This window comes from Bradyrhizobium archetypum (genome assembly GCF_013114835.1).
In the GTDB taxonomy this organism is placed as follows: Bacteria; Pseudomonadota; Alphaproteobacteria; order Rhizobiales; family Xanthobacteraceae; genus Bradyrhizobium; species Bradyrhizobium archetypum.
Genome location: NZ_JAAVLW010000002.1, coordinates 527,172 through 552,756 on the forward strand (window position 1 = coordinate 527,172; position 25,585 = coordinate 552,756).

Genomic DNA, 25,585 nt, shown 5'->3' on the forward strand with positions numbered 1-25,585 from the left:
GACGCCATCACGCCATCATGGAGTTCTCACTTTAGAGTACGGTCGTCACCCCCGCCCGACGTAAACCATCGGCGAGGTGTTCGCGGTACCTCAAATCGAGGTAGGGCGTTGTAACTTCGAAATGCCGTTGCGGGTCCTTCGGTTGTCGGGCGATGTACTCCTGCAACAAGGGCTGAGCTTCCTCGGCGCGTCCAAGTTGGCCTAGGCTCGCGAGGAGGGCTCTCAGGGCGAGATAAGGACGTCGTGCGCGGATCGCTAGTTCACCGTAATGTACCGCCTCCTCATAGTTCTCCTGATGGTAATGAGCCAGCGCAACGAAGCTTAAAAAGCTTCCCGCCTGCGGATCGTTCGGATTCAGGCGGAGGCTGCGAAATAACGAGCCCAGAGCTTCGGTGAAATGCCCAATATGGACGCGAACCAAGCCGAGGGAGAAAAAGCCCAATGCGAAGTTTGGATTAAGATCAATTGAACGTTGCGCCTCGGCAAGCGCTTGGGTGTGCTTCTGCCGTAACAAGCTGGCCCAACAAAAAGCGTAGTGGCAGTAGGGATCGCGGTCGTCAAGCGAGACTGAACGCTCGGCCGCGGCATAGATATCTGACACATCTTGCACGAGGTCGCCGCTCCAACCGTACCAAATGCGGGCATTCAGTGTCCGGGCAAGTGTCATGTGCGCCTGGGCAAGGTTCGGATCAAGCGTTAGCGCCTGTCTTATAAGAGTTACCGCCTGTTCGTGCTCTTCAGGTGCGAGCTGCGAGAAGTGCCACATCGCGCGCATACAGCAGTCGAAGGCGTCCAGATTGCCGACATTTTTTCGAAAGGCTCGTTTCCCTTCGATCAGCAGCATCTCAGGCTCGATTGCACCGACTACGCTCTGCGTGATCTCGTCCTGAATAGCGAATATGTCAGCCAAATCACGGTCGAATCTCTCGGCCCATAGGTGGTTTCCTGTTTCTGCTTCGATTAGCTGTCCCGTAATCCGCACGCGTTGCCCCGCCCGTCGTACACTGCCCTCAAGGACATATCGTACGCCAAGTTCGCGAGCGACTTGTTTCACGTCAACCGCTCGCCCCTTGTAGACAAATGTAGAATTGCGGGCGATGACGAAGAACCAGCGGTGATGCGACAGAGCGGTAATGATGTCCTCTGTGATGCCGTCCGCGAAATACTCCTGCTCTGGATCTCCGCTCATGTTCGAGAACGGAAGTACGGCTATGGAAGGCTTGTCGGGAAGCGCGAGCGAACCGCCCAGAACGCCGGTGGTGACCGGATGCTGCGGTTGCCAATCCACCGAGTAAACAGAGACCGGACGACTAATATTCTTCAGTGAGCGCTGTCCCAGTGGGGTGAGTGCAAATTTCAGCTTGCCCTCGATCTGTTCACGCACCGCACCTGAGATGCAAATTCCGCCTGGTTCGGCAACCCCTTCGAGCCGCGCAGCTACATTTACACCATCGCCGAGCAGGTTATTGCCGTCAGCCATCACGTCGCCAAGATTGATACCAATCCGAAAATCCATCCGGCGGTCCCGAGGAAGATCGGTATTGTGGCGATCAAGAGAGCGCTGGATCGCCACGGCGGCGCGCACCGCCTGCACCGCGCTGCTGAACTCCGCAATCACGCTGTCGCCGGCGGTCCCAAAAATCCTGCCCGCATGTTCGGATATGAGATCGGTGATCGTGCGACGATACCCATCCAAAGTTCGCAACGTCGCTTCTTCATCCGCTGACATCAGGCGGCTGTAGCCGACAACATCTGCCGCCAAGATCGCAGCCAAGCGCCTCGTGATCGAAGGGTCGTTCATGTTTCCGGCCCGCTACCGGGCCAGTCTAGCCGAAGCTGGCCCGCCGGGTAAGCCGCGCTTGCCCATTGGTTCGGACGTGATCGGGCTGACATTTGGCGAAAGCCTGGCATTTCTCCGCGGGTGAGGTCAGGGTGGATCACCCCAGGTTAGGTTATGGCCCTTTTGCGAAGTCCAGGCGGGCTGTGAGATGGCCCGCTTATCGGGGTGGACCGGAAGTGATTGGCCGACCTATCGAATGGCGCTGTTGGACCCATATCGGACTCTCGTCTGCGCAGCTTGTTAGTGGCGCATCGCCAAGTAGCCGGTGCCCCAACGACGCCCGCAACCGTCGCGATCGAAATGCGACACTGCTCCGCGAACAGGGCGAAGAGCTTCAGTTTGTCAGGCGCGCCCTATCAAGGAAGAGCTGCACCTCATGAAAAAGTTGAATCCGATTCTTCTCCAGCATGACGATGTGGGTGCCCTCGCCAAGCATGACAAATCGCTTGTCGGGGCCGCTCGGCAGCTTGCGGAAAACCGCTTGCGCGCAATCGGGAGGGGCAAGCGCATCCCATTCCGCGACGATCACCAGCGTGGGGACCTTGATGTTCGCGGGATCATAATATGGCTTGCCCGCCTGCCAGTAATTCCGGGTGTCCTGAAATACGCCGGATGGACTGCGCAGCACTGGGGGCGCCTGCTTGGACCCGACCGGATCGGTGGCTATTGCTGCCGCGGCCCACGTCTCGAATTGCGGCATCAAATCGTTCTTTCGATCGTCGGGTGCACCGGCCTGGAGGCGCGCCCGCAAGGGCGGGGCTGCAATATAAGCGCCCAGCGGCGGGGCCGCAGTTTGTGGAGGGGGTTGCAGCCATACAGGCGCAAAGAGCACGAGGTTATCAACCTTGTCATTGTGGTCGCCGGTATAGGCGCTGATGATGACGGTCCCCCATGACCAGCCGAGCAGACTGAGCTTGGAGACGCCTCGCCGCTGAAGGATGAAATCGATGGCGGATTGGACATCCCTTATCGCGACATCGGTCGTGACGATGGGAGAATTGCTGGCGGCCGGCTGATCCATTTCGGGCGGCCGCGTCGATCGACCGTAGCCGCGCACGTCGACCAGATAGACATCCCAGCCTCGCTGGGCGATGAAGTCCATCCAGGATAGTCCTTCAAGCGGATAATCGAATATCGCCTCGCTTGGCGAAGTCGCACCGTGGACAAACAGCAACGTCTTCTGTGCTGTAAATTGCGTCATGCCCTCCGGGCGCTTGTTTCTGACGTACAGCTTTATCCCCGGATCGACTGCGTCGATCATGAGGTGCTCGGTCAAGAGTTTCGGAGTCTGGTCGGCCGCTCTGCCGGATGAGAGCGCTGCGAACGTGGCCAAAGCCGCGGCCGTCAGCAACGTGACGATTTGTGCTCTGTAAGACATCGTTCTGAGCCTCCAAAAAAGTGGCAGGCCCCCCACTGTTTTGAATTTTGGCGGTCGATGTTCGTTCGCGAAGTCGCGGCCCATATGGCCCCAAATGCAGGCGATTTACCTTCACTCTGGCGCGCGATATCGCGCAGACCGTCAAATCATATCGGAAGCGATTAACCCTCCGTCAGGTTTGGGTCCGTTACAAGGCAGCATGTCTGCCCAAATCTTGCGATGGCATTTCCTCGACGGGCAGCAAACAGCGCTAGGTGATCTAATGACGCATTTCGAACATGGCCATAGCCGGACATCGGCGCACATATCTGCTATATTAGCAATTCGATTTCCCCGAGTCTCCGCCAGACGCATACCCTCGTAGGATTGCCCGCGGCTATATCGAAGATGGTGGCTGACTGTGAAGTACTTTACATCCCTGTGTTCTTGGCTTGGGCTAAGATGGAGAAGGCTTCTTGCTTTGAAGGAGGCATCCGATGCTCGCGACAATCAAATGGACCTCCCGATATAACGCTCGCGAATGGGTGATGATGGCTGGGGCGCTCGTCGTCCAACTCAGCGCACTTAATGCAAAACGACAGAAGGGTGAAAGCACACTAAGGCGGCCACTCTGGAAACAATTCGACGACACCCACCGTTGGGACTCAACCGCGGAGGAATGGGTACCCAACCATGATCGGTGATCGTAAGATTCCGCTCACTGAGGGGCCTGTCGGGCGGTTCGGTCGCGTACAAGTAGCTGGATCGGGATGTGAGTTCCTGCCGCCGCTTGATGATGGTCAAGCAATTGCTTTTGGCCACTTGCCGACCGCGTCGAAAACCATCTGGATGGCCAATCTTAGAACCTTTACGCGGCCGGTACTGTTTCGTAACTTGAATTTGGGAGCGTCATAATTGGGCAAAGGTTCACGGCATGTCCTCCTCAGGTAGCCGACATAGAGGTGGGGCAGGCAGGAAACGCCGCTAGGTCCGAAGGTGGGTACTGGCCTGATCCGGTAATAAACAATGGCCTAATTTGATCTGTCGGGAACCGGACAAAAGGTCTAAGGTTCGCTAATCACCGCGCGGCCAGTTGGTAATCCATCGGTGGCAGAGAGACGCTATTGTGCTCCCGCCCAATGCCGGAGCGAGAAGCAATGGCCCTCAACAAGGCACAAGCCGAACCCCGCAAAGAATCTCATGAAGCCCTGTGCAGGCAATGTAATGCCGTGCCTCGACTCGTACACAAAATTCTGAATGTCCGAACCGGCGGCAGCCTACGCATGTACAAATGCGAATGCGGCCAGCAAACATGGATCGACCAGCCAGAGTAAGGCCGCCTCTGTTGGGCGGCCGCTCCCAGAACAGCAGGATAAAGGGATTTGTATCGCGGATGCCGCTGGCACCCGCATTCAGAGCATTCGCAACCGAAGGAGCCGTTATGCGCGCACATCACGTTATCGCGGGTGGCTTCGCCTATCCGACGAGCCGCCCGATGCCGATCAATGCCAATAAACTTTGACAACAGCATGCGGCTCCGAGACCGCGAAGCCTTCGAGCGGTGGATCGAGAAGCAGCAGTCGATCACAAAAGAAGGCTGGTCGCAGTTCGGCGACGGCTATGTCGAACCCACGATCGACAAAGCATGGCGGGCTTGGCTGGCGGGCTGTGCGCACGCCAGAAAGAGCGCACCTCGGGCCTAGCCAAGAGACAGCCGATAGACTGGAGAGCACCGAGAGAGCCGACAAAGCGCGTCGAATTCGGCCTGGCAGTTATTGACAGCTATCCTGATCATCTTCGCCGTCGGACTTGTCTTGCTCCAACTCAGCATGCGAATTGGAGCGTCAGTAGATTGCACTGACCTTCTGACAGGCTGATCGCGTCGAGAAGGTCGCGCTTGTGAGGTCAGTGGCTCGCGGCTGATGTCTGGATATGGCCCATCGCTTCACTTGGTGCGATGCAGCGGCATGTCCGGAATTAAGGGTGGATCGGAAGCGACCGGCAGAAGCCTAAACCGGCGCGATTGACCCAATTCGGACTCGGGTTGCGATGGACGGTTCAAGGCGACCCGAAAATGAATTTAAGTGCCTCAGTTTGAGTTCTTGCTGTATCCTATTGGGCCTTCTTCGCAACATGTGAGAGGAGGTTAGGATGAACAAGTCCTTTGTCGCCGCCACTTTGATCGCGTTGGCAAGTTCTGCGATGGCTCAAGATGCGATGAAGGTGGTCAAGCCCGATGGGCTGACGTGGAAAGAGCATCCGGTCTTCAGGGGCGCGCAAACCGCCATCCTGATCGGCGACCCAACAAAAGCCGAGACGATCGTCCAGCGGGTGAAACTCCCGCCGAATTATAAAATTCCGCCGCACACTCATCCCTATTCCGAGGTCGTCACCGTGATGAGTGGCAGCTTTGGGAACGCCATGGGGGAAAAGTTTGATCCCTCGAAAGGCGAGACATTGAAGCCGGGCTCCGTCTTCGCGCTGCCGGCGAAGCACCCCCATTATGTTTGGACGACAAACGAAGAAACGATCGTCCAAATTGTGTTCACTGGGCCGGGGGCATCGAGTTCATCGATCGAGCCGACGATCCGCGCAAGAAGTAAAAACGAAGCGGCCGAAGCATGAGTGATTAAGAGGCCGAGTCAATCGGCGGCCTCTTTCTTCATTCCGGCACAGGCGCGATGTCGCCTGTTGGCCCTAAGCCGTCCATCTGCGAAGCGGCGCCTAGGTCAGCTCCTTGAGGAGAAGCGGATGGAATTTCACACGACTAGATACGTCCGAATTTGAGCCACGGCAGACATTCCGCCGACAATCATTTTCAGGGGGGCTTGCGCCTGGTGTTATGTGACACTGGAACATGCTTTGCTTCAGAAGGCGGATTGGACGGTCGCGTAATCGGGAATATCTCCCGCACATGGTTTGCGAGCATCTCACAATAGGCCTTGGCATATCCCGGAAGCGGACGCCGTCTGTCCCATACGATCACCATTCCTTCACGTAGTGGTTTGCCCCGGTACGTCACGCTGACGATCCGCAGTTTGTGGTGCCGAATTCTCAACTGTGACGGAATGATCGCGACCCCGTGTCCGGCTTCGGCCAACGCAAGCAAGGTGTGTGGCGTGTGGCTTTCCAGGAATATGTTTGGTTTGAGATTGGCAAGGCGGCATGCAGCATCAAAGGATTTCCGGACTACGAAACTCGAATCCAGAAGCAGCAACGGATGGGGCGCAAGTTTACTGATCTCGATCGTGCGCGTCTCGCTTAGCATCACCGAAGGATGGCATGCCGCGAGCAGATCAACATGCTGCAGCGACAGGCTGGCTAACCGTTGATCATTGGGGTCGACGATGTAAGCGAGATTCTGTCCGAGATGGATCTCGCCGCGCTCCAGCATTTTCATCGTATCAAGGCCGGCAGCCTCGATCAGCTTGATTTGCACGTTCGGATAGCGCTGGGCATATAGATGCAGAAACGTCGATAGCACACTCTCGATGTGCTGGGGTGAGGCACCAACCTTGAGCACGCCGGTGTCGCCGCGCTGGAGCAATTGGGCGCGCTCGTCGATTGCACTGGCGTAGTTCAGGAGACCTCGGCAATCACTGAGCAGCTGTTCTCCTTCGCCGGTCAACACCAGCCGGCGGCCGACCCGGTCAAACAGCTTTAGGCCGAGTTCCTGTTCGAGGGCGGTGATTTGCCGGGAGAGCGCGGGCTGGGCGATATGCAACCGCAGCGCGGCTCTCGATACGGTGCCGAGCTCGGCGACGACTACGAAGGTTCGTGCGTGTCGCAGATCCATTCCGTCTGCTTATGCCGGTTCGGCATAGATGGCTAGTGGAAACTAATATTGGACGGCCGGCAAGGTCTTTCGGCACAGTGACCAGATCGCGGTCACGCCGTCCCTTAATCCTCGCGCCTACGGAGGGGTGCATGAAGCCGATCTGGCCCGTACTCGTTGCAGGAATGAGCTTGGCGTTCGTATCCGCTGTCGATGCCCAGCCTTGGCCGACCAAGCCATTGCGGGCCATTGTCCCCTTCGGTGCCGGCAGCACGACCGATATCATTCCGCGCGTGGTGTTCGAGCAGCTCTCCTCTCAGCTCGGGCATGGGATCGTCGTCGAAAACCGCAGTGGCGCGGGAGGAACGATCGGAGCCGGTTTTGTCGCCAAGGCTGATCCCGACGGCTACACCCTGCTCGTTAACTCAAACGCCCACACGATCGCACCGTCCCTTTATCCGAACCTCAGCTACGATCCGGCACGCGATTTTGCTGCCGTGATCTCCTTGGGTAGTTTGGCGGGCGTGCTGGTTGTATCGCCGGAAAAGGGCTTCAAGACAGCTGGTGATCTCGTGGCGGCCGCCAAAGCGAAGCCCGGCGCCTTGACGTTTTCGTCGGTGGGTGTTGGCACCGCAACCCACCTTAGCGCCGAACGGTTCCGTATCAGCGCGGGCGTCGATGCATTGCACATTCCGTTCCGAGGCGGCGCGGAAGCCATGTCTGAGGTGATGGCCGGTCGAGTCGACTTCTTTTTCGGTCCGGTCGGGCTTGTGCTGCCGCTCGTTCGGGACGGCAAGCTCACTGCGCTCGCAGTGAATGGTGTCAAGCGATCGGCTGCGCTGCCAGACGTGCCAACGACGCTGGAAGTCGGCTTTGTCGATGCTGAATATCCGATCTGGATCGGCGTTTTCCTGCCGGCGAATACGCCGCGCGACATCGTTGACAAATTGTCCACCGAGACGCTCGCAGCGCTGCAGAGCTCAAAAGTGGCCGCAAAGCTGTCCGCACTGGGAGTCGACCCGATCTCCATGACGCCATCGGAGTTCGACGCCTATGTCCGGAAGGAAATCGCGGTCAATGCTACGCTGGTCAAAGCCATCGGCATCAAGGCTGAATAAGGAACGACGACAGCGATCGGAAGGCAAGTTTGACCATACCCGAGATAGAGGCTGCATATCGATTCGACGATGGAGCCGGCTATGAGCGCTTCATGGGCCGGTGGAGTCGTGCCGCGGGTAAGGTGTTCCTCGAATGGATTGCGCCGCCTCCGGGTGCGCGCTGGCTCGACGTTGGTTGCGGCACCGGCAGCTTCACGAAATTGATCGTCGATACGTGCTCGCCTGCGTCGGTCGTTGCGATCGATCCAGAGCAGGCACAGATCGATCACGCGCGCAATGACCGTGTGGCTGATCGAGCCCATTTCAAGGTCGGAGACGCCCGGGTGCTGCCCTTTACCGATTGTACGTTCGACATTGTTGCCTCCGGTCTTGTTCTGAACTTCATCCCGGATCCGGCCCGGGCCCTATCGGAAATGATACGAGTTGCGCGCAGAGGCGGGGCCGTTGGCGGCTATGTCTGGGATTTCGCTGCCGAACGTTCCCCGTCCTGGCCGCTGCGCCTTGGACTGCGCCAACTCGGCGCTTCGGTCGCCCCGACGCCGGGCGCTGAAAACACCGGCCTCACTGCGCTCAAGACATTGTTCGAGCGTGCCGGATTGGAAGGGGTCGTAACCAGCTCGATCGACGTGACAATGCGGTTCGCCAATTTTGATGATTTTTGGGCAACGCAAACCCCAAGCTTCAATCCCGTTGCCAAGAAGATTGCCGAGTTGGAGATGAGCGAGCGCACGAGATTGATCGATGCTGTTCGGGCTAAGGTTCTTCTCGCCGACGGCACCGTTGAGTACTCTGCGCGGGCGCACGCAGTCAGCGGACAAGTGCCGGGGTGACATACTGGTCTTGGGCCCTCTCAATTCCGCACTTGGCCCATCAGAGAAGCGGTGAGACCTGCCATGGAGGTCCGCTTAGTGGACCCTAGTCGTCCGTGAAAAAGCCTCTAAGCGATTGAGCAAGAGTCTGTTTTTCGGATGCGGAGGCATTTGAGATTGCAGGGATTGGGAGCTTGAGGACCCTAAACCTTGCAATTTCGTTTGTGGATTCCCTTTCGCTGCGGATCATGATTCTGTGGTGCATCGGAGGGGACCATGCGGCCGAAGAAGCACAAGACGACGGGATCGAACGATCTGTTCCGGGCACGGCTGGACCAGATCATCAATCTGAAGCACGAGCTGATTCTGCTTTCCGGGAAGGTCGATTGGGACTGGATCGACGGCGAGATCGCACCGCTCCATAGCGAGAACGGCCGGCCGGGGATTGAGACCCGCTTCATGATCGGGCTGTTGTTGCTCAAGCACATTTACGGGCTGTCCGATGAGGCGGTGTGCGAGCGCTGGGTCCACGACCCGTATTTCCAGTTCTTTACTGGCGAAGAGTTCTTCCAGCATGCCTTCCCGCACGAGCGCTCGGACCTGAGCCATTGGCGCAAGCGCCTCGGCGACAAGCTGGAGCTGCTGTTGGCCGAGACCCTGCGGGTGGCGCACGAGGCCGGGCGCGTTACGCAGCCAGGACCTCAAGCGGGTCACGGTCGACACCACGGTGCAGCCGAGGGCCATCACCTTTCCGACCGATGCCAAGCTGCTGCACGCGGCGATCAAGGGGCTCAACCGCCTGGCGAGAAGGCACGGCCTCAAGCTGCGGCAATCCTATTCCCGCGTGGCCAAGGTCGCCGCGATGATGGCGGGCCGCTACGCCCATGCCAAACAGTTCAGGCGGCATCGGCGCAGTTGCGCATCCTGCGCTCCCGGCTGGGCCGGATCATCCGCGATATCCGCCGCAAGATCGATGGCCAGCCAGCACTGGAGGAGGCGTTCGCCCTCCCGCTTGGCCGGGCCACGCAGATCCGCTCGCAGCAGCAGCGCCACCGCGGCTGGAAGCTTTATTCCTTCCATGCCCCGGAGGTGGAGTGCATTGGCAAGGGCAAGGCCGCCGCGCCTTACGAGTTCGGAGTCAAGGCCTCCATCGTCACCAACAACCGCCGGGCTCCCGGCGGCCTGTTCGTGCTGCATGCCAGGGCGCTGCCCGATAACCCGTACGACGGCCACACCTTGCGGGACGTCATCGACTGCACCGAGACCCTCACCGGCTGTGCGATCGAGCGGGCCTATGTCGACAGGGGATACCGCGGCCACGACGCGCAAAATCCCCGTCGCGTCTATATCTCCGGCCAGAAACGCGGCGTCTTCGGTGCCATCAAGCGCGAGCTGCGCCGCCGCTCCGCCATCGAGCCCATCATCGGACACCTGAAGGCCGAAGGTCACCTCGGCCGCTGCTACCTAAAAGGCCGCGCCGGCGATGCTGCAACGTCCTCCTCTCAGCTGTGGGCCACAACTTCCGCCGCATCCTCGCCTGGCTCAGAGAACTCTTGTGCTTACTCCTGTTCCCGCTATGGCCCGACCTCGCCCGCCAAGCCACGCTCAATCGGGCTTCTTAACGGACGACACCCTAGCGCACTAGATTTGCTCACGCTGAGCTTTTCGCGTTTTGACCCAAAACAGATTCTGACCTAGGGCGCCAAAACTAGGTCGGTTTCAGGGGAATTTTCATTTGAGCGGCACCGAACGTCCCCGTCATCTCGACGGGCTCGTTTGTCGGTGCATTGCACCTGCGCACCAAGCGAACGGCATCAACATACGCAATGCTCTCCCGGTGCCGTTCTAGTTCTGTGCAGAGTGCCTCTACCTGATCGGGTGCAAAATCAATTTCAGCGGGATCAAGTTGCAAATCTGTTTCTACAACTAGGACTGTTTTTTTGCCGGTTTGATCGAAAACGTATTCAATCCGAACCGACCGCGCGTTTCGGTCCGTTATCATTGGTTACTCCCTTACTCCCTCGCGCACAGTTGGTAGGTCCGAAGTCACTTATTGGTCATCGATATGATGGGTGAAGTGATCATTTTGCGAAAGTCTGCGATGCTTCGTTCGCTGCTCCGTGGCGCCTTAGTGCGGATGAATGCGAAATACAAAAAGGTAAGTATAGCGAACGAACGAGCATACCAAAGCGGCGTCTCGCCTTGTCGAAACCCGGTAATATCCTTTGAAGGATGTTTTCGTCTCGACCGTCACATACGCACTACCGGCGGTCAGATTGGAATCGATCGCATTGCCGAGGTTCTTCGCGCAGCGCCTCCCATTTGCAAAATCCACGATGCCTTTCAAATCGTGACCGCTGCCGTGACCCGCAAAATTGCCCGGAACGGCCGGTCGGCTTCGCAGATAATGTAAAACCGGCGCCCCAATGTGCCTTCACTTGCATAATTGGGCCGCGTGGCATCGATGGCGAAGTAGCAGCGACTTCTGACCGCACCATCACGCACTTTTTTCAGATAAAGCGCGCTGGGTCGGCGATTGCTCCGCCGCAAAAGCCGGGCCTGAACTGGACAAGATGGTTATGATGCCGAGGCCGGCGATCTTCAGAAGGTGCAATCTCGACCGCAACGGATCATCTCTCTTGTCGACTCATTCGCACTTGACGCTGTTTTCGTGAGGCTCGTTGCATCGACAACGACGCCTCTTGACGGATCAGTGACTACGATTTTGTCATCAGCGACTGCCAACCGCGGTCGCGGATCATTCCAATGACCGCCCATGGAATAGGGCTCGGTTACTCGTGGCGATCCATCAATCTCTCCAGCGATAACGTCTCATCGATGCAATTGTCCATCCTCCGTGAAGACGTATGCGAATTTGCGCGGACTGGACCGACGACAAAATCTACCCGCCGCATTGGCAATGTCACGAGGCGGAAAGGCTCCGCTTCAGAAGTGCGCGACTTCAGCCCTCGTCATCATCCGTCGCGATATCAGCTCGCACTTGCTCTCTCCATTTTTCCTGAAAGTTTCAAGAGCACTTGGAATCGTCCAAGCACGTTTGGAATTTTTCTAAGCACGTCGTCATTTGAGCCGAGTTGTCGATTATCGAAGCATTCTAAGTTGCTGCGCGCGCATTTGCGTTGCGATTGGCAAAGCGTCTCTCTAAGAAGCGGTGCAGATCGCTATCGCTCGGAGGTTGCTGACAAAGGCGCAGGCAATCAGCCGCAAATGCGGGTCTGCGGAGAACTGATTCACAGGGCAACACGTGTCGGTGGAACTCGGACCGGGAGTGCGGATCGTTGATCCGTGGTCCTTGCCGGGCCGGGCGTAGAGTCATGTCACGTCGGGCGACGTGCTGTTGTTAAGGGACGTTCTGGAAATGCGACGTGCAGGTGCGGTTGGGACGGTGGCTCGTTCTGCTACGAAGCTGCTGGGTGGAGTGGCGTTGCTGGCGTTGCTCGAATCGCCCGCTAGATCCCAAACATCGCCGGGCGGCAACTCCCTTCCACCTGTTACGGTCGATGCTCCAGCGCAACAGTCGGTCCGCCGCGCGTCAACCAAACGAAGTGACGCCAGGGTCCGATCGGCCTCGCGGCGCGCCACGGTGCCTGCTGCCCCGCCAGCCGAAACTGTCGCGGCCCAACCGCCGCCGTCGCCGCCGGGTGTCGTGCCTGCCTTTGCGGGTGGCCAGGTCGCTCAAGGCGCGCGATTGGGAATGCTCGGCAACGCCAACTCAATGAAGTCGCCGTTCAATGTGACTGGTTACACGGACAAGTTCATCCGGGACCAGCAGGCCGCGACCGGTGCGGATGCCTTGATCCTGGATCCTTCCGTGCGCAGTTCCCATCCGACGGGCGGCATCGTTGATTCCTTCAACATTCGCGGCTTCCCGATCAACGAAGGCAACAATGGCGAGTTCGCCTTCGAGGGCCTTTACGGGATCGCGCCGAGCTACCGCATCTTCACCGATTACGTCGAGCGCATCGAGGTGCTCAAGGGTCCCTCGGCCGCGCTGTCGGGCATCGCGCCCAATGGCGGCGTCGGCGGCGTCATCAATGTCGTGCCCAAGCGTGCAGGGGAGGACTTGACCCGCCTCACCGCGAGTTACGGTTCGACCGCGCGGTTCGGCGGTCATTGGGACGTCGCGCGGCGCTACGGCGAGGGCAGGGAATGGGGCGTGCGCGCCAGCGGCAGCGTGCGCGGCGGCGATACGCCGATCGATCGCCAGTCGGAGACGACAGGCGTGGGGGCTCTGGCCCTCGACTATCAGGGCGAACGGTACCGGTCCTGGCTCTACCTCCTCGCGCAGACCGACCGGTTTACCGCGCCGCAACGGCCGTTCCTCATGGCCCCCGGGCTGCAAGTGCCAAAGGCGCCGGACGGACGGCTCAATGTGATGCAGCCATGGGAATGGTCGCGCATCAACGATCAATCCGTCCTGTGGCGCAACGAGTATGATCTCACCGATCAGGTGACGCTGTTCGCCGATGTCGGCGGATCGCATACCAATGTCGAGCGGTTCTTCGGTCTTCCGACGATTACCAGCGCCAGCGGCAACACCACCTCGACGCCGCAATTCTTTGGGCTCAGCATCGATCGGCATACGTATGATGGTGGCGTCCGCGCCCGCTTCGATACCGGCTTCGTTCGTCATGCCGTCACTTTCCAGGCTTCGGTCTATCATGACGCGCTGTACCGGCGGCTCACCAATGGCAGTCCGGTCTCATCGAACATCTATAGCCCGACCGTGGCGCCAACTCAGTTCGCAAACGAGATCCCTGGGCGCCCCCGGCTCTCGGACAGTCAACTCACTGGGCTCTCGATTGCCGACACTTTGTCCGTGCTCGATGAGCGTGTCCTGTTGACGCTGGGTGTCCGGCGCCAGGGCGTCGAGGCGAACAACTATGTCTCCAATGTCGGAACCCTGCTGAACTCCTACGACAAGAGCGCAACCACTCCCGTTGTCGGCCTCGTCGTCCGGCCGTGGGACAACGTCTCGCTGTACGCGAACTACGTCGAAGGTCTGAGCCGCGGCGACGTCGCGCCGCAGGGCACTTCCAATGTCGGCGAAGTGCTCGCGCCCTACATCGCCAAGCAGTACGAGGCCGGCATCAAGGTGGACTTCGGCCGGATCGCGACCACCTTCAGCGCCTTCGAGATATCCAAGCCGAGCGGCGAAACGTTGGGCGGACGCTTCGGTGCGACCGCCGAAACACAGGTCCGTGGCCTCGAGTTCAACGTCTTCGGCGAACTCAGGCCCGACGTTCGCATCCTCGGAGGCGTTTCACTGCTGGATGGCACCCTGACGAAATCAGCCATCGCGTCACGCGTGGGTAATACGCCTATCGGCGTTCCGAACGTGCAGGCCAATATCGGCGCCGAGTGGGATCTGCCATGGGTAAGCGGGCTCACGCTGAATGGAGCCGTCATCTACACGGGCCGGCAGTTCGTCGATGCGGATAACAAGCAGCCGATTCCGGATTGGACCCGGCTCGATCTCGGCGCCCGCTACACCACGGCGATCAACGGCAGGAAGACGGTCTTCCGCGCCAACATTCAGAATGTGACCGGTGAGAATTACTGGTCCAGCGTGGCCTCGTTCGGAACATTCTTCCTGGGGGCGCCGCGCACATATCTCTTGTCGATGACCGTCGACATGTAGCCGCTGCTCTTCCAGTTCGGTGAGACGCGTCATGAATGCTTGTGACAGTTCGGTTCCTGGAAGCATGGTCGGTGCATTTGTTCGAGCGCTGGCCGCGCAGCCGGCGGCGCTGACCGCGCCGTTCACTCTGCAGCAGCACGCGTTTCGGCAAACGCTCTGTTCTCCTTGGTGGATCGGGAGCGACGCAGCAGTTCCACCCTGAAGGCGCTTCACGAACCGTTCCTGCTGACAAAAATCAGGCTGTTCGATATGCAAGTTTGCCTTCTTTCGCCAACATGCTTGATCCCGACCGAAGAGGTGGATCCCGACAGGGTAGCGGAGCTGCACGCGCAAATCCTTTGCGCTGGCTGCTGGACTGTTCCGATCACGGTGGAGAAAGACGCTCTCTTCGTGATGGACGGCCATCATCGGCTGACCGTTGCGCACCGCCTGCAACTGCCGGTCGTGCCGGTAATTCTCCTGGACTACACCACCGTGCGGGTGGAGAGCTGGCGCCCGGGGCAGACGATTACGCCTGCGTGCATCCTCGCGATGGCGCGCAGTGGTCGAAAATTTCCCTGCAAGACGACGCGGCATATTTTTGATCAAGGCCTGCCCAATTGCAATCTGCCGTTGGACAGCTTGCGCTACCTTGCTCCGACAGGACGCGCCATAGCCTCTGCTGCGAGGGCGAGGTCATGACCATGCATTGCCACAAGCCTGGCGCGGCCCTTTCACCGATTCTGCGGCCAGGCACGGCGGAGCTCGTGGCTGGCAAGGGCCCGCTGCTGATCGAGTGGGTTGCCCGACATGGGTCTCCGGTCAATCTGATCTGGCCCGATGAGCTGCAGAGGAATCTTGCGGTACTCACAGGCGTCTTGCGGGAGAGCGGTGTTGCGCACGCGCTCTACTACGGAGCCAAGGTCAACAAGTCGCCCGGGCTGTTGGCCGCAGCTCTGTGCGCTGGGGCCGGCATTGACGTCTCGAGCCTTTATGAGTTGCGAGATGCCCGACGGCTTGGCGCCGACGGCACGCAACTTGTGGCGACAGGACCGGCGAAGACGGCGGCGTTCCACATCGAGCTCATCGACTGCAATGCGCTGATATCGGTGGATTCACCGGAAGAGCTCGAGGATCTGATCCGCTTGCTGCCAGCAGGCGGCGGACCGGTTCAGGCCGTGCTGCTGCGTTTGCGCCCCACCAACCAGGCGCGCAGTCGCTTCGGTATGCCGGCGGCGGCCATCCGGCATTGTCTGTCGCGCATTGCTGGCGAAAGCAGGTTGCGCTTTGACGGCCTGCACTTCCATCTGAGTGGCTATAGTTGGGAATCTCGCGCGCAAGCGGTTGGAGAAGCCGCGGGCTTGATCAGTGAATCCCGCGCACAAGGTTTTGCGCCATGCATGATCGACATTGGCGGCGGGCTGCCGATCCAATATGTCGATCAGCGCGCCTATCAGGTGCATCTCGACTCACAGATGCCTGAGGACTATCGCACCGGGAAGGTGCCGGCCTCCTTCTATCCCTACGGGGGAGGGCTTTCCGCGGCCGAGTGGTTGCGCTGCCTGCTGCGTGCGCCGATGGCCGATGGCCGCAGCTTCGCAAACTATCTCGTCCATGAGGGACTGGTGCTGGGGATGGAGCCCGGGCGAGCACTGGCCGATCAGGCCGCGATTTCCGTCTTCCGGGTGTTGCGCGTGAAAGCCGTTGGCCCTGATGCCCATGTCGTCTTCGTCGAAGGCTCTAGCTTCAGCGCGTGCGAAACCTGGTTTGGCTCCGAATTCCTGGTCGATCCCATCCTGGTTCCGGCCATATCGCCGCCGGTCGCCGCAAAACCGATCCGAGCTTATCTGGCGGGCCATAGCTGCCTGGACGAGGACGTCCTTTGCAATCGATGGCTCACCTTTCCGATCGCTCCGCGAGCGGGAGACCTTCTGGTTTACGCCAACACCGGCGGTTACCAGATGGATCTCCTTGAAAACGAATTCCATCGCCACCCGATGCCGAGCCGCCTTTGCGTGGTTCAGGATGCAAAAGGACAGCCAACGCTCGTTCCCGACACATAGGAGAGGCACAATGCTCTGCACGACCGTAAGCCAGTTGATCGGCCAAACGCCGGTGATGCCGATTGCCGTACCCAACAGCGATGCCACGCTGGTATTGAAGCTTGAAAAGAACAATCCGGGTGGCTCCATGAAGGACCGCATGGCGCGCAGCATGGTGCTTGCGGCGCTTGAGGACGGGCGGCTCCCGCCGGGCGGCACGATCGTCGAATCGTCGTCCGGAAATACCGGGATCGGACTGGCGCTGGTCGCATTGGAATTGGGCCTGCGCTTCATTGCCGTGGTCGATCATCACGCCGCGCCGGACAAGATCCGCATGATGCGCGCGCTGGGCGCGGAAATTCGTTATGTCGAAGGCGATTATCGAGAGGATGAGGTGGCGGTGGTGGAGCGCCAACGGCTGGCCGCCCAACTCGGTGCCCAGCTTCCTGATGCGTTGTTCATGAACCAGTCCGACAATCCCGCAAACCCGGAAGGCTATGCCGGTTTCGTCGAGGAGCTCCTGGCACAACTTCCAGACGGCGTCGACGCCTATGTCGGCTGTGTCGGCACTGGCGGGTCAATGACCGGTATCGCCCAACGTCTGAAGCGGATCAATCCTGCTGTTCGAACTATCGCCGTGGAACCGGCCGGCTCGATCGTCTTCGGCAAACCCGGCCACCCCTACTACCAGTCGGGCACGGGAACGCCTGCCGGCGATGAGATCGGCAAGGTGCTCGATTATGGATGCATCGATGAAGGGGTACAGGTCACCGATACCCAGGCCTTCGAAACAGCACGTTTTATCGCGCGGCGCTATGGGGTTCTGGTCGGGGGCTCGACCGGGGGCACCATCTACAAAGCGCTGGAATTCATTGCGGCCGGCAAGCTGTCCGGCACGGTGGTCACGCCCGTTGCCGACGGCGGCGAGAAATATCTCAGCTCAGTCTTCGACGATGAATGGATGGCTAAGCGGGACTTGTTGGATCCGACAATCGCCGCACAGCTCGACGCCTGGCTGCCCGGAAGGGCGCGCGCAGCATGAAGGTGACGATCTGCGGGGCAGGGCGCACTGGGCATTTGAATGCCGTGCTCTTCAAGCAGCGTCCAGGCATCACGGTTGCCGTGCTGACGGGAGCGGTTGCCGTTGTCGATTGGTGGAGGAGCGGAGACGGTGTTTGGCGGGCCCAGACGCCGGACGGCCATGTTTTGAGCGGGCGACCCGACTATGTCGGCACCGATCCGAGCGAGGCACTCATAAACACGGACATGGTGATCGTGACGCAGCCGGCCAACGCGCGGCCCGCGCTTCTACACAACCTCGCGCGGCATCTCCCCCGGGATTGGCGCGTCTATGTCGGCGCGATTCCTGGCTTTTGCGGCTTCAACTGGCTTGCAGCCAAAAGCTTTTCGGGCATGGACAATGTGGTGATCTGGGGCATGAAGGACGTGCCCCATACGGCATTTGACCTGGTCCCGGGCGAGCGGGTGCGCATGGGGGGCGCCAAGGCTCAGCTCTTCGCGGCGCTTCATCGCCGCGGGACCGCAGCGAGCCGCGCCGAGCTCCAGGCGATGCTGAGTCATCTTTATGATGCTCCCGTCACCCTGCTGCAGGACTATCTGGAAATCACGCTGACGCCGGGCAACGCACTGATGCATCCAGCGGTGCTCTATGCCTTGATCGGCCCTGGCGCGCCCTGGGAAAACAAGCCATTTGACCGCCCCTTTTGCTGGTGGAGCGATTGCCCGCGCGCCGGCGCCGAATTGCTGGAGGCCTGCGATGCGGAAAACCAGGCCATCCGCCATGCGGCCGAGTCGCGCCTTCGCATTGACCTGAGTTCGGTGAAGCCGCTCCGACAGGAATTGATCGAGGCTTATGGGAGCCAGATCGAGGACAACCGGACCATGTATACGCTGTTGCGGACAAACCGTGCTTACGCGGGCATTCACGCGCCACTTGTTCCCAATCCGGACGGGCCCGGCCTTGTCATCGATCGCGCAAGCCGCGCTTTCCACGAAGACATAGCCTTCGGGCAGGCGCTGCTGGTGGAATTGGCCGCGCGGCTTGAAGTGGCAACTCCCACCATCACGAAGACCTACAACTGGGCACTCAACTACCACGGCGGGTTCACAGCAGACGCGCCGGCCTGTTTGCCCGCCAACTGGCCGGAGGAAGCGTAATGGACACGCGGATGTCTTCGTCGGCAGATGCCGAAACTCAGGCGCGTGCGGAACGGCTTCGGTCGGCCGCATCGCGCAACGCGCTGAACCGGTTGGTCCGCTGTCTGTTTGCCGAGCGGCTTCTTGAGCCGGATGCGTTATTGTGGACACGCGACCGCAACCAGGCATGGCTTCCCCTTTGGCAGTCACGCCGGGTCCTGCATTTCACCGACCTGTGCCGTGCGCCTGCCGCAACATTGCAAAATCGTGGTTCTATCGAAGTACTGGACGAGACCGGCGGCCGGCATCGGATCGATGATCCCTCCGACCTCATCCGACAGATCGCACCCGCCCTGGCGATAGCGCCCGCATCTGATGGCGTTGAGCATCTCATACGCGATATCGAGGACAGCATGCGCAACGACGTCTTGGCGCGCCGTCACCGGGAGCACTGGAGCGCCGAGCTGCGAGGGAAAGTAGCCGAAGCAGGCGCACAGGGATTCCTCGCATATCTCGAAGAGAGCCTGCCGCCGCATCTGGCGGCCATGACTCTCGATCAATGGGGCGCGTTGGAAGGTCACCCCTTTTATCCGACATGGAAGGCCAAACCCGACCTGTCGCCCGAGGATGTCACGGCTTTGTCGCCTGAATTCGGTGCTCGCGTGCGCGTCCGGCTAGCGGCGCTGCGCAAAGAATGGTCTTACGTGGAGAAGATGCCGCATGTCGGCAGCTATTCGGAATGGTTCTCACAAAACTTTCCCGAGCTCTGGCGCGACTGGGCCAAAGGATTGAATAAACGTGGTAAGTCTCCGGAGGACTGGCTGCCTCTGCCTATCCATATCTGGCACCTTGACAACTTCGTGCGCCGTGAATTCGCGTCCGAGATCGCTTCCGGAGTTCTCGACCCGGACGGCCCGGAGGTCGTGACGCTGCCGTCAATGTCGTTCCGCACCATGCTGCCGGACACACAGGAGCCGCGGCCCTTTATCAAACTGCCGGTGGCGATCTGGATGACCAGCGAACAGCGCACGCTGCAGGCGAAGTCGATTCACATGGGGCCGCGTCTCAGCACCCTGATTTCCGATATTCTGTCAGAGGAGAGGGATATTTCTGACAGATTGGAGATCTTCACCGAAGAGCTGGGCGCCATCCTGCACCACCCCGCAACGGGCGACGAGCATCCGGGCCGCTTTCTTTCGGTTGTCTACCGCAATTCCGACGCCCTCGCGCGAAACGATGGATTGTTGCCGGTTACCGTTGCGGCGCTCTTGACGGCAAGCCCGATCGATGGCCGCCCGCTCATTTGCGAATTGATTGCGAGAAACCACGATGAAAGCGAAGCAGCGGTATCGGCGTTCTTCCGTGCCTATGCGCAGACCGTCATCGGGCCAACGCTTGCGACGTATCTGCTTTACGGGATCGCCTTTGAAGCGCATCAGCAGAACAGCACGATCCTGTTCGATGAAACCGGCAGCCCGCGAAAGCTGTTGATCCGTGATTTCGGCGACAGCCGCAGTTTTGCGCCGCTGTTCAGGGAGCGCGGACACCACCTCAAGCCGTTCAGTCGCGCGGGAATCTTGCCCACTACATTTGATGACGATATCAGTCTCGTACGTTCATTCGTCATCGATGCCTGCTTCTTCTGCCACCTTCATGAGGTCGCGCTGTGCGTTCACGAACATTATGCTCTGCCGGGCACAAGCCTTTGGCGCATCCTGCGGGAAGAGACCGAGGCGGTTTTCGGCGCGCTCAGGCCGCGCATGTTGTCAGACGCGTTCTGGCTGGAAGAACGCCAGGCCTTTCTTGAGAAACCTTGGCCGACCCGCTCGGTGCTACGGATGCATCTGGAGCGGTATCGCGACTATCGCCTTGAGCATAAGCTGCCAAATCCAATGGCGGTAGCGGAATGACACACGCGGCTGCCGCGGTTCGCGGCTTCGGACCTGTTTTCGTTCTGCTGTTCGCCCTGCAATTCATTTCCATGGGGGCCATGGAAATGAGTGGTCCGTTCTGGCCGATCCAGATCAAAGCGCTGAGCCCATCCGACAGCATTTTTGGGCTCGCAGGTGTTGGTGTCTACGTGTGTCCGATGATCGGCATGTCGCTGACCAGCACCTTTTGGGGACGAATGGGCGATCGCTATGGCAATCGGCTGATGATGGTCCGGGCGCTCGGCGGTCTTGCCGTCACGCAGCTGTTTGTGGCTGTTGCCCAGGACGTCTGGACAATCATGGCGCTGCGTTTCGTGCAGGGCGCCTGCGCCGGTTATATCGCCCCGGCGCAGGCCTACGGCGTGCAGATTACCGGCGGCAAGGATCGCGCCAGCCTGTTCGCGTGGCTTCAGGTCGCTACCAATGTGGGCTCGCTGGGCGGCGCCTTCCTGGGCGGGCTCATTCTCGATAGCTTTCCATTTGCCGCAATCAATCTGACCGCCGGGGCCATTTGTGCGCTGTGCGCTGCCGCTGCCTGGTTGAGCCTGCCCGTACCGATGTTAGGCGCTGTTGCACCCAATTTCGAAAATGCGGGTGCCGCAAAGCCCAGGGCACCGACAGGTGCTCCGATCGCAGCTCTTCTTGTCTTGATGGGGATGCTGCTTGCCAGCCGCATGGTCCTGCAGGTTCCTTTCTCGTTGTACATGACCCAGGTATTTGGCGCCCGTCATTGGGTCGCCGGCCTCACTTACGGGCTGCTGGCGTGCGGCTTTGTCGTGGCCGCGCCGCTATGGGCGCGGCTGTTCGAGAATCGAACGCCATCCTATGTGCTGGGCGGGAACGTGCTGATTTCGGCCGCGTGCGTTTTGGTTACGCATCTGGCGGGAAGCACGGGCTCCGCTGCCGTGTTCGCGTTCCTGTATTTTATCTGGGGCGCGCTTCTCGGGGGAACGACGCCGGTCCTTCTTGCCCTCATTTCGGCAGCCGCGGCCAATGATCGGCAAGGTTCGGTTCTGGGCGTTGCGCAAGCTTCCCAGCAAGGTGCTTCCGCGAGCGGCATCATTGCGGGCGTCGCGGTGACCCAGCTCTTTGGTCTCGAAGCCGCTTTCCCGCTGGTTGCCGCGCTTTACGCCTTGTCATTTGTGTCGGCCCTCGGCATATGGCTCAAAACTGCGCGCGCCACTCAAAAAGGAAGCCGGCCATGACGGAACGCCGATCGCTGCTGCATGCCACGGTGACGGCTCTTGTTCTGTTCGCTTTGCTTCCGCCAGCAGCATTTGCCGTCGACCCGAAACCGGCACAGACATCGGGGCCGCTCACCCTCACTGATATCGCGGGCCGCCAGGTAACGCTTAACGCGCCGGTCAAGCGCATGCTTCTTGGCGAAGGCCGACAGCTGTATCTCGTCGCATCGCTCGAACCCAAAGATCCTCTCGCCCATGTCGTTGCCTGGCGCACCGATCTGATCGCGGCCGACCCGGCCACTTATGCGCAGTATCTCAAAGCGTTTCCCGAATTGGCGAAGCTTCCTGCCTTCAAGGGCCAGGAGGACAGCTTGATCGATATCGAATCGGCGATCATCCAGAAGCCTGATGTGGTGCTGCTCAATCTTGAAGCCATGCAGGCCAACAAGGACGCCAACTACATCGAGAAGCTCGCGGCACTGAACATACCGGTTCTTTATATCGATTTCCGCCACCGCCCCCTGGAAAACACCGAGCCGACCATTCGTCTCCTGGGCAGGATCATGGGGCGCGAGACGCGTGCGGAGGAGATCATCGCGTTCCGCCGCCAGGCCATGGCCGCGGTTACCGACGTCCTTGCCGCCAAACAACCGAAACGTCCCAATGTGTTCGTCGAGCGGATCGGCGGCTACTCGCAAGATTGCTGCCTGTCCTTCGGCGCAGATAATTTCGGCAAATATGTCGAACTCGCCGGCGGCCATAACATCGGCAGCGATATCATTCCTTCGACCTTCGGGCAGATCAGCCCCGAACAGGTCATCGTCGCCAATCCCGCGCATGTGGTGGTTACCAGCGCCGACTGGCAGGCCTATGTGCCCGGCGGCCACTGGATTCCGCTCGGGCCAGGGGCGGATCCTCGCCTGACGCGCAAGAAGCTCGAATGGTTCACGACGCGCGATGCCTATACCGGTATCGCGGCAAAGAAGGCGCGAAATTTTCACGGCATTTGGCACCAGTTCTACAATAGCCCATATGAATTTTTTGCCGTCCAACAAATGGCGAAGTGGTTCCACCCTGACCTGTTTGCCGATCTGGATCCCAATGCAACGTTTGCTGAATACCATCGTCGCTTCCTGCCGATAGATTACCGGCCCGGCTACAGCATCAGCCTTTCCGACAGCCAGCGATGACAGATCTCCATACCGAAGCACTGACCTTGGCCGGACGCGATGCCTATCAGGCGCTCAGCGTCAGGCGGTGGATCGTTCTCCTTGTGCTGGTGGTCGGGGTTTGCGTCGCATTGGTCGGCGACCTTTCGACTGGACCGGCGAGCTACGGGCTTAGAGACGTTGTGCGGACGCTCGCCCTGCCGGCAGAGGCGGATGCGCAGATGCGCGTCATCGTCTGGTCGATCCGCATGCCCTCGGCCCTCATGGGCGTCGTGGTTGGTATGGCGCTCGCCATCGGCGGCGCTCAAATGCAGACCATCTTGAACAATCCGCTGGCGAGCCCGTTCACGCTGGGAATTTCCGCCGGTGCAAGCTTCGGCGCGGCCCTGGCGCTCGCCTTCGGTGTCGCGCTGATTCCGATGGCAGGCGACTACATCGTCGCGGCCAATGCTTTCGTCGTCGCCATGGCGACCGCCTTCCTGATCCATCTGGCCAGCCTCAGGCGCGGCGCCTCGATCCAGATGATCGTGCTTTTGGGCATAGCGCTGGTTTTCAGTTTCAATACGGCGCTCGCTATCACCCAATATTTCGCTGCCGAGCAGGCGGTCGCGGCCATCGTCTTCTGGACCATGGGCAGCCTCACCAAGGCAACATGGCCCAAGCTTGCCATCACCGCGCTCGTCGTAGCTGTAACCCTGCCAGTCTTTCTGCGTCGCCGGTGGCAATTGACGGCCTTACGTCTTGGCGAGGCGCGCGCGGCGAGCTTCGGCATTCCCGTGCGGCGTCTCCGGCTCGAAACCCTGATCCTCGTCTCCCTTTTGTCGGCGATCCCCGTCGCGTTTGTCGGCACGATCGGTTTTATCGGCCTGGTAGGTCCGCACATCGCCCGCATGATGGTCGGCGAAGACCAGCGCTTCCTGCTGCCCGCGAGCGCGCTGACTGGCGCGCTGATCATGTCGTTGAGCTCGATCCTGACCAAAATCGCGGTACCCGGCGCCGTCCTGCCGATCGGCATCGTCACCTCAGCGATCGGATTGCCGGTCTTCCTCTATTTGATCCTGAGAAGCGGACGAGACATATGGTAGTGCTGAGCACGCATCGCCTCGGCGCCCGTTTCGGATCACGCCAGGTACTACGTGATGTGACGCTACCGCCCTGTCATAGCGGCGAGGTGGTGGCGGTCATTGGGCCGAATGCTGCGGGCAAGTCGACGCTGTTCCGGCGCCTGGCAGCCATTCTTCCGGGGCCCGGCGAGTGCCGGTTGGAAGATGTGCGGGACGCAGATCGCGCCATCGCCTACATGCCTCAGGACCCAACGGCAAGCGCAGTGCTGACTGTATTCGAATCCGTCCTTCTTGCGCGCAAGCAGGTCAGCGGCTGGCGTCTGGAGAGGTCTGATCTGATGGCGGTCGACCAGGCGCTGGCAGCACTCGATATGGGTGATCTTGCCAGTGAAATCCTTTCCGAGCTCAGCGGTGGACAGCGCCAGCTCGTCGGGCTTGCCCAATGTCTCGTGCGCGAACCGCAGGTGCTGCTGTTGGACGAGCCGACCAGCGCGCTCGACATGCACCGCCAGTTGGAAGCGATGCGGCAGGTGCGCAGCCTTGCGCATGACGACGGTATGCTCGTGCTGATCGCGCTGCACCATCTCGACCTGGCACTGAAATTCGCCGACAAGGTCGCCATCCTCCATGATGGAACGTTGCACGATTTCGGCACGGCGGCTGATGTCCTGACGCCAGAAAACCTCGCCGCAACATTTCGCATTAGGGCACGTGTCGAACCCTGCTCGCAGGGCAAGCCACATTTGATCGTCGACGACGCGATCTGACGCCCGACGCGCCAGGGGCTAAGCGGGCTCTTATGTTGATGTCACTGGCGCGCTGCTTCTCGCTATTGTTCAGGACCTGGGCCGGAGTGGATTGCCGAACATAGCGCTTTGCGCTTCAGCAGCGAAGCGGGCAGGGATCAGCGCTCGTCATTGTCACGCTCCTCCGCCGCTACGCCGTTGGCCTCCAGCAGGAGGTGGTTAACAAGGAGGGCCGTCCATCGGCCCGAGGCGCTGACCCCCGAAGCCTTCCGGATTCGAACGGAATGATGAGTTGACGCGACGCTGCCAGCGGCAGGGTCGGAGTAACGACTGGCGTCCCATTTTGCGCCTCCTGGACGATGGTCAAATGGCTCAGGAAGCTTCGCCAAATCCGTGCTCGATCAGTAGCTGATGCAGCTCAGCCAGCGCTGATAGGGACACGCGCGGCTCCCCAAGCGCCATCCCTGCGCATACGGCCGGATCAAGCATCCATGCCGGCACCACGACGACCACGCCAGGCGCCGATTCGCCGTGAGCCACCTCGCCGCCGGCGCGCCGATCTACAGAGTTTTACCGAACCCACCGCCCATGGCGGACCCGCGTTGGGACGCTGGTGGGGTAGGGACTGTTGGTCAGCGTGTCATGAAAAATACTGATGTCGGGGGCGAGTGCTCCCCCGCTACCAAACCTACGATTCTGTACGCCAGCCTGCTTACGATCGTGTTAGCCCAATGCTGCATCCAGACCGTTAT

Annotated in this window: 17 protein-coding genes and 1 pseudogene; 14 read left to right on the top strand and 4 right to left on the bottom strand. The window is 60.1% G+C overall.

Annotation, left to right across the window (positions count from 1 at the left end):
* Nucleotides 1-31: 31 nt before the first annotated feature.
* The gene (locus HCN50_RS06965) at nt 32-1,801 is read right to left on the bottom strand and encodes an adenylate/guanylate cyclase domain-containing protein (RefSeq protein ID WP_210264801.1); all 1,770 of its coding nucleotides are present in this window, start codon (nt 1,799-1,801) and stop codon (nt 32-34) included.
* A gap of 373 nt (nt 1,802-2,174) precedes the next feature.
* Nucleotides 2,175-3,101, bottom strand: coding sequence for an alpha/beta hydrolase (locus tag HCN50_RS06970; RefSeq protein ID WP_235976807.1), 927 nt, complete (start codon nt 3,099-3,101; stop codon nt 2,175-2,177).
* A gap of 2,247 nt (nt 3,102-5,348) precedes the next feature.
* Here HCN50_RS06970 and HCN50_RS06975 point away from each other — a divergent pair.
* The gene (locus tag HCN50_RS06975; protein WP_235976808.1) at nt 5,349-5,822 is read left to right on the top strand and encodes a cupin domain-containing protein; all 474 of its coding nucleotides are present in this window, start codon (nt 5,349-5,351) and stop codon (nt 5,820-5,822) included.
* A 193-nt stretch (nt 5,823-6,015) separates the two neighbouring features.
* Here HCN50_RS06975 and HCN50_RS06980 read toward each other — a convergent pair whose 3' ends face one another.
* On the bottom strand, nt 6,016-6,993 hold the full coding sequence (locus tag HCN50_RS06980) for a LysR family transcriptional regulator (RefSeq protein ID WP_171708885.1): 978 nt from the start codon (nt 6,991-6,993) through the stop codon (nt 6,016-6,018).
* A gap of 131 nt (nt 6,994-7,124) precedes the next feature.
* On the opposite strand from HCN50_RS06980, the gene HCN50_RS06985 reads away from it, so the two are divergent.
* The 3 genes and pseudogenes from HCN50_RS06985 to HCN50_RS06995 all read left to right on the top strand — a co-directional run bounded on the left by HCN50_RS06985 (nt 7,125) and on the right by HCN50_RS06995 (nt 10,521).
* Nucleotides 7,125-8,090: a Bug family tripartite tricarboxylate transporter substrate binding protein gene (locus HCN50_RS06985; protein WP_171708886.1), complete on the top strand. Its 966-nt coding sequence runs from the start codon at nt 7,125-7,127 to the stop codon at nt 8,088-8,090.
* Nucleotides 8,091-8,119: 29 nt separating this feature from the next.
* Nucleotides 8,120-8,920, top strand: a complete 801-nt coding sequence (locus tag HCN50_RS06990) for a class I SAM-dependent methyltransferase (protein WP_171708887.1) — start codon at nt 8,120-8,122, stop codon at nt 8,918-8,920.
* Between the two features lie 255 nt (nt 8,921-9,175).
* Nucleotides 9,176-10,521, top strand: a pseudogene (locus HCN50_RS06995) (IS5 family transposase).
* Nucleotides 10,522-10,607: 86 nt separating this feature from the next.
* Here HCN50_RS06995 and HCN50_RS07000 read toward each other — a convergent pair.
* Nucleotides 10,608-10,901 (bottom strand): hypothetical protein, encoded by a 294-nt coding sequence (locus tag HCN50_RS07000; protein WP_171708888.1) that lies wholly within the window; start codon nt 10,899-10,901, stop codon nt 10,608-10,610.
* A 1,377-nt stretch (nt 10,902-12,278) separates the two neighbouring features.
* Here HCN50_RS07000 and HCN50_RS07005 point away from each other — a divergent pair.
* The 10 genes from HCN50_RS07005 (at nt 12,279) to HCN50_RS07050 (ending at nt 24,854) form a co-directional block, all read left to right on the top strand.
* Nucleotides 12,279-14,561 (top strand): TonB-dependent receptor, encoded by a 2,283-nt coding sequence (locus tag HCN50_RS07005; RefSeq protein ID WP_171708889.1) that lies wholly within the window; start codon nt 12,279-12,281, stop codon nt 14,559-14,561.
* A 249-nt stretch (nt 14,562-14,810) separates the two neighbouring features.
* Nucleotides 14,811-15,242 (top strand): ParB N-terminal domain-containing protein, encoded by a 432-nt coding sequence (locus HCN50_RS07010; protein WP_171709202.1) that lies wholly within the window; start codon nt 14,811-14,813, stop codon nt 15,240-15,242.
* Nucleotides 15,239-16,603 (top strand): Y4yA family PLP-dependent enzyme, encoded by a 1,365-nt coding sequence (locus HCN50_RS07015; protein WP_171708890.1) that lies wholly within the window; start codon nt 15,239-15,241, stop codon nt 16,601-16,603. The genes HCN50_RS07010 and HCN50_RS07015 overlap by 4 nt, the downstream gene beginning before the upstream one ends.
* Before the next feature lie 10 nt (nt 16,604-16,613).
* On the top strand, nt 16,614-17,624 hold the full coding sequence (locus HCN50_RS07020; protein ID WP_171708891.1) for a PLP-dependent cysteine synthase family protein: 1,011 nt from the start codon (nt 16,614-16,616) through the stop codon (nt 17,622-17,624).
* Entirely contained in the window at nt 17,621-18,760 is a 1,140-nt protein-coding gene (locus HCN50_RS07025; RefSeq protein ID WP_171708892.1) for an NAD/NADP octopine/nopaline dehydrogenase family protein, read from the top strand. Before HCN50_RS07020 ends, HCN50_RS07025 begins: the two co-directional genes overlap by 4 nt.
* Entirely contained in the window at nt 18,760-20,649 is a 1,890-nt protein-coding gene (locus HCN50_RS07030) for an IucA/IucC family protein (RefSeq protein WP_171708893.1), read from the top strand. The genes HCN50_RS07025 and HCN50_RS07030 overlap by 1 nt, the downstream gene beginning before the upstream one ends.
* Nucleotides 20,646-21,875, top strand: a complete 1,230-nt coding sequence (locus tag HCN50_RS07035) for an MFS transporter (protein ID WP_171708894.1) — start codon at nt 20,646-20,648, stop codon at nt 21,873-21,875. Before HCN50_RS07030 ends, HCN50_RS07035 begins: the two co-directional genes overlap by 4 nt.
* On the top strand, nt 21,872-23,044 hold the full coding sequence (locus tag HCN50_RS07040; RefSeq protein WP_171708895.1) for an ABC transporter substrate-binding protein: 1,173 nt from the start codon (nt 21,872-21,874) through the stop codon (nt 23,042-23,044). Before HCN50_RS07035 ends, HCN50_RS07040 begins: the two co-directional genes overlap by 4 nt.
* Nucleotides 23,041-24,108, top strand: a complete 1,068-nt coding sequence (locus HCN50_RS07045; RefSeq protein ID WP_171708896.1) for a FecCD family ABC transporter permease — start codon at nt 23,041-23,043, stop codon at nt 24,106-24,108. Before HCN50_RS07040 ends, HCN50_RS07045 begins: the two co-directional genes overlap by 4 nt.
* On the top strand, nt 24,102-24,854 hold the full coding sequence (locus HCN50_RS07050) for an ABC transporter ATP-binding protein (RefSeq protein WP_171708897.1): 753 nt from the start codon (nt 24,102-24,104) through the stop codon (nt 24,852-24,854). Before HCN50_RS07045 ends, HCN50_RS07050 begins: the two co-directional genes overlap by 7 nt.
* The last annotated feature ends 731 nt before the right edge of the window (nt 24,855-25,585 follow it).

Excerpts from the sequence above, each read along its gene's own strand:
- HCN50_RS06965 (WP_210264801.1), bottom strand. The coding sequence starts at position 1,801 with ATGAACGACCCTTCGATCACGAGGCGCTTGGCTGCGATCTTGGCGGCA.
- HCN50_RS06970 (WP_235976807.1), bottom strand. The coding sequence starts at position 3,101 with ATGATCGACGCAGTCGATCCGGGGATAAAGCTGTACGTCAGAAACAAG.
- HCN50_RS06975 (WP_235976808.1), top strand. The coding sequence starts at position 5,349 with ATGAACAAGTCCTTTGTCGCCGCCACTTTGATCGCGTTGGCAAGTTCT.
- HCN50_RS06980 (WP_171708885.1), bottom strand. The coding sequence starts at position 6,993 with ATGGATCTGCGACACGCACGAACCTTCGTAGTCGTCGCCGAGCTCGGC.
- HCN50_RS06985 (WP_171708886.1), top strand. The coding sequence starts at position 7,125 with ATGAAGCCGATCTGGCCCGTACTCGTTGCAGGAATGAGCTTGGCGTTC.
- HCN50_RS07000 (WP_171708888.1), bottom strand. The coding sequence starts at position 10,901 with ATGATAACGGACCGAAACGCGCGGTCGGTTCGGATTGAATACGTTTTC.
- HCN50_RS07005 (WP_171708889.1), top strand. The coding sequence starts at position 12,279 with ATGCGACGTGCAGGTGCGGTTGGGACGGTGGCTCGTTCTGCTACGAAG.
- HCN50_RS07010 (WP_171709202.1), top strand. The coding sequence starts at position 14,811 with ATGCAAGTTTGCCTTCTTTCGCCAACATGCTTGATCCCGACCGAAGAG.
- HCN50_RS07015 (WP_171708890.1), top strand. The coding sequence starts at position 15,239 with ATGACCATGCATTGCCACAAGCCTGGCGCGGCCCTTTCACCGATTCTG.
- HCN50_RS07020 (WP_171708891.1), top strand. The coding sequence starts at position 16,614 with ATGCTCTGCACGACCGTAAGCCAGTTGATCGGCCAAACGCCGGTGATG.
- HCN50_RS07025 (WP_171708892.1), top strand. The coding sequence starts at position 17,621 with ATGAAGGTGACGATCTGCGGGGCAGGGCGCACTGGGCATTTGAATGCC.
- HCN50_RS07030 (WP_171708893.1), top strand. The coding sequence starts at position 18,760 with ATGGACACGCGGATGTCTTCGTCGGCAGATGCCGAAACTCAGGCGCGT.
- HCN50_RS07035 (WP_171708894.1), top strand. The coding sequence starts at position 20,646 with ATGACACACGCGGCTGCCGCGGTTCGCGGCTTCGGACCTGTTTTCGTT.
- HCN50_RS07040 (WP_171708895.1), top strand. The coding sequence starts at position 21,872 with ATGACGGAACGCCGATCGCTGCTGCATGCCACGGTGACGGCTCTTGTT.
- HCN50_RS07045 (WP_171708896.1), top strand. The coding sequence starts at position 23,041 with ATGACAGATCTCCATACCGAAGCACTGACCTTGGCCGGACGCGATGCC.
- HCN50_RS07050 (WP_171708897.1), top strand. The coding sequence starts at position 24,102 with ATGGTAGTGCTGAGCACGCATCGCCTCGGCGCCCGTTTCGGATCACGC.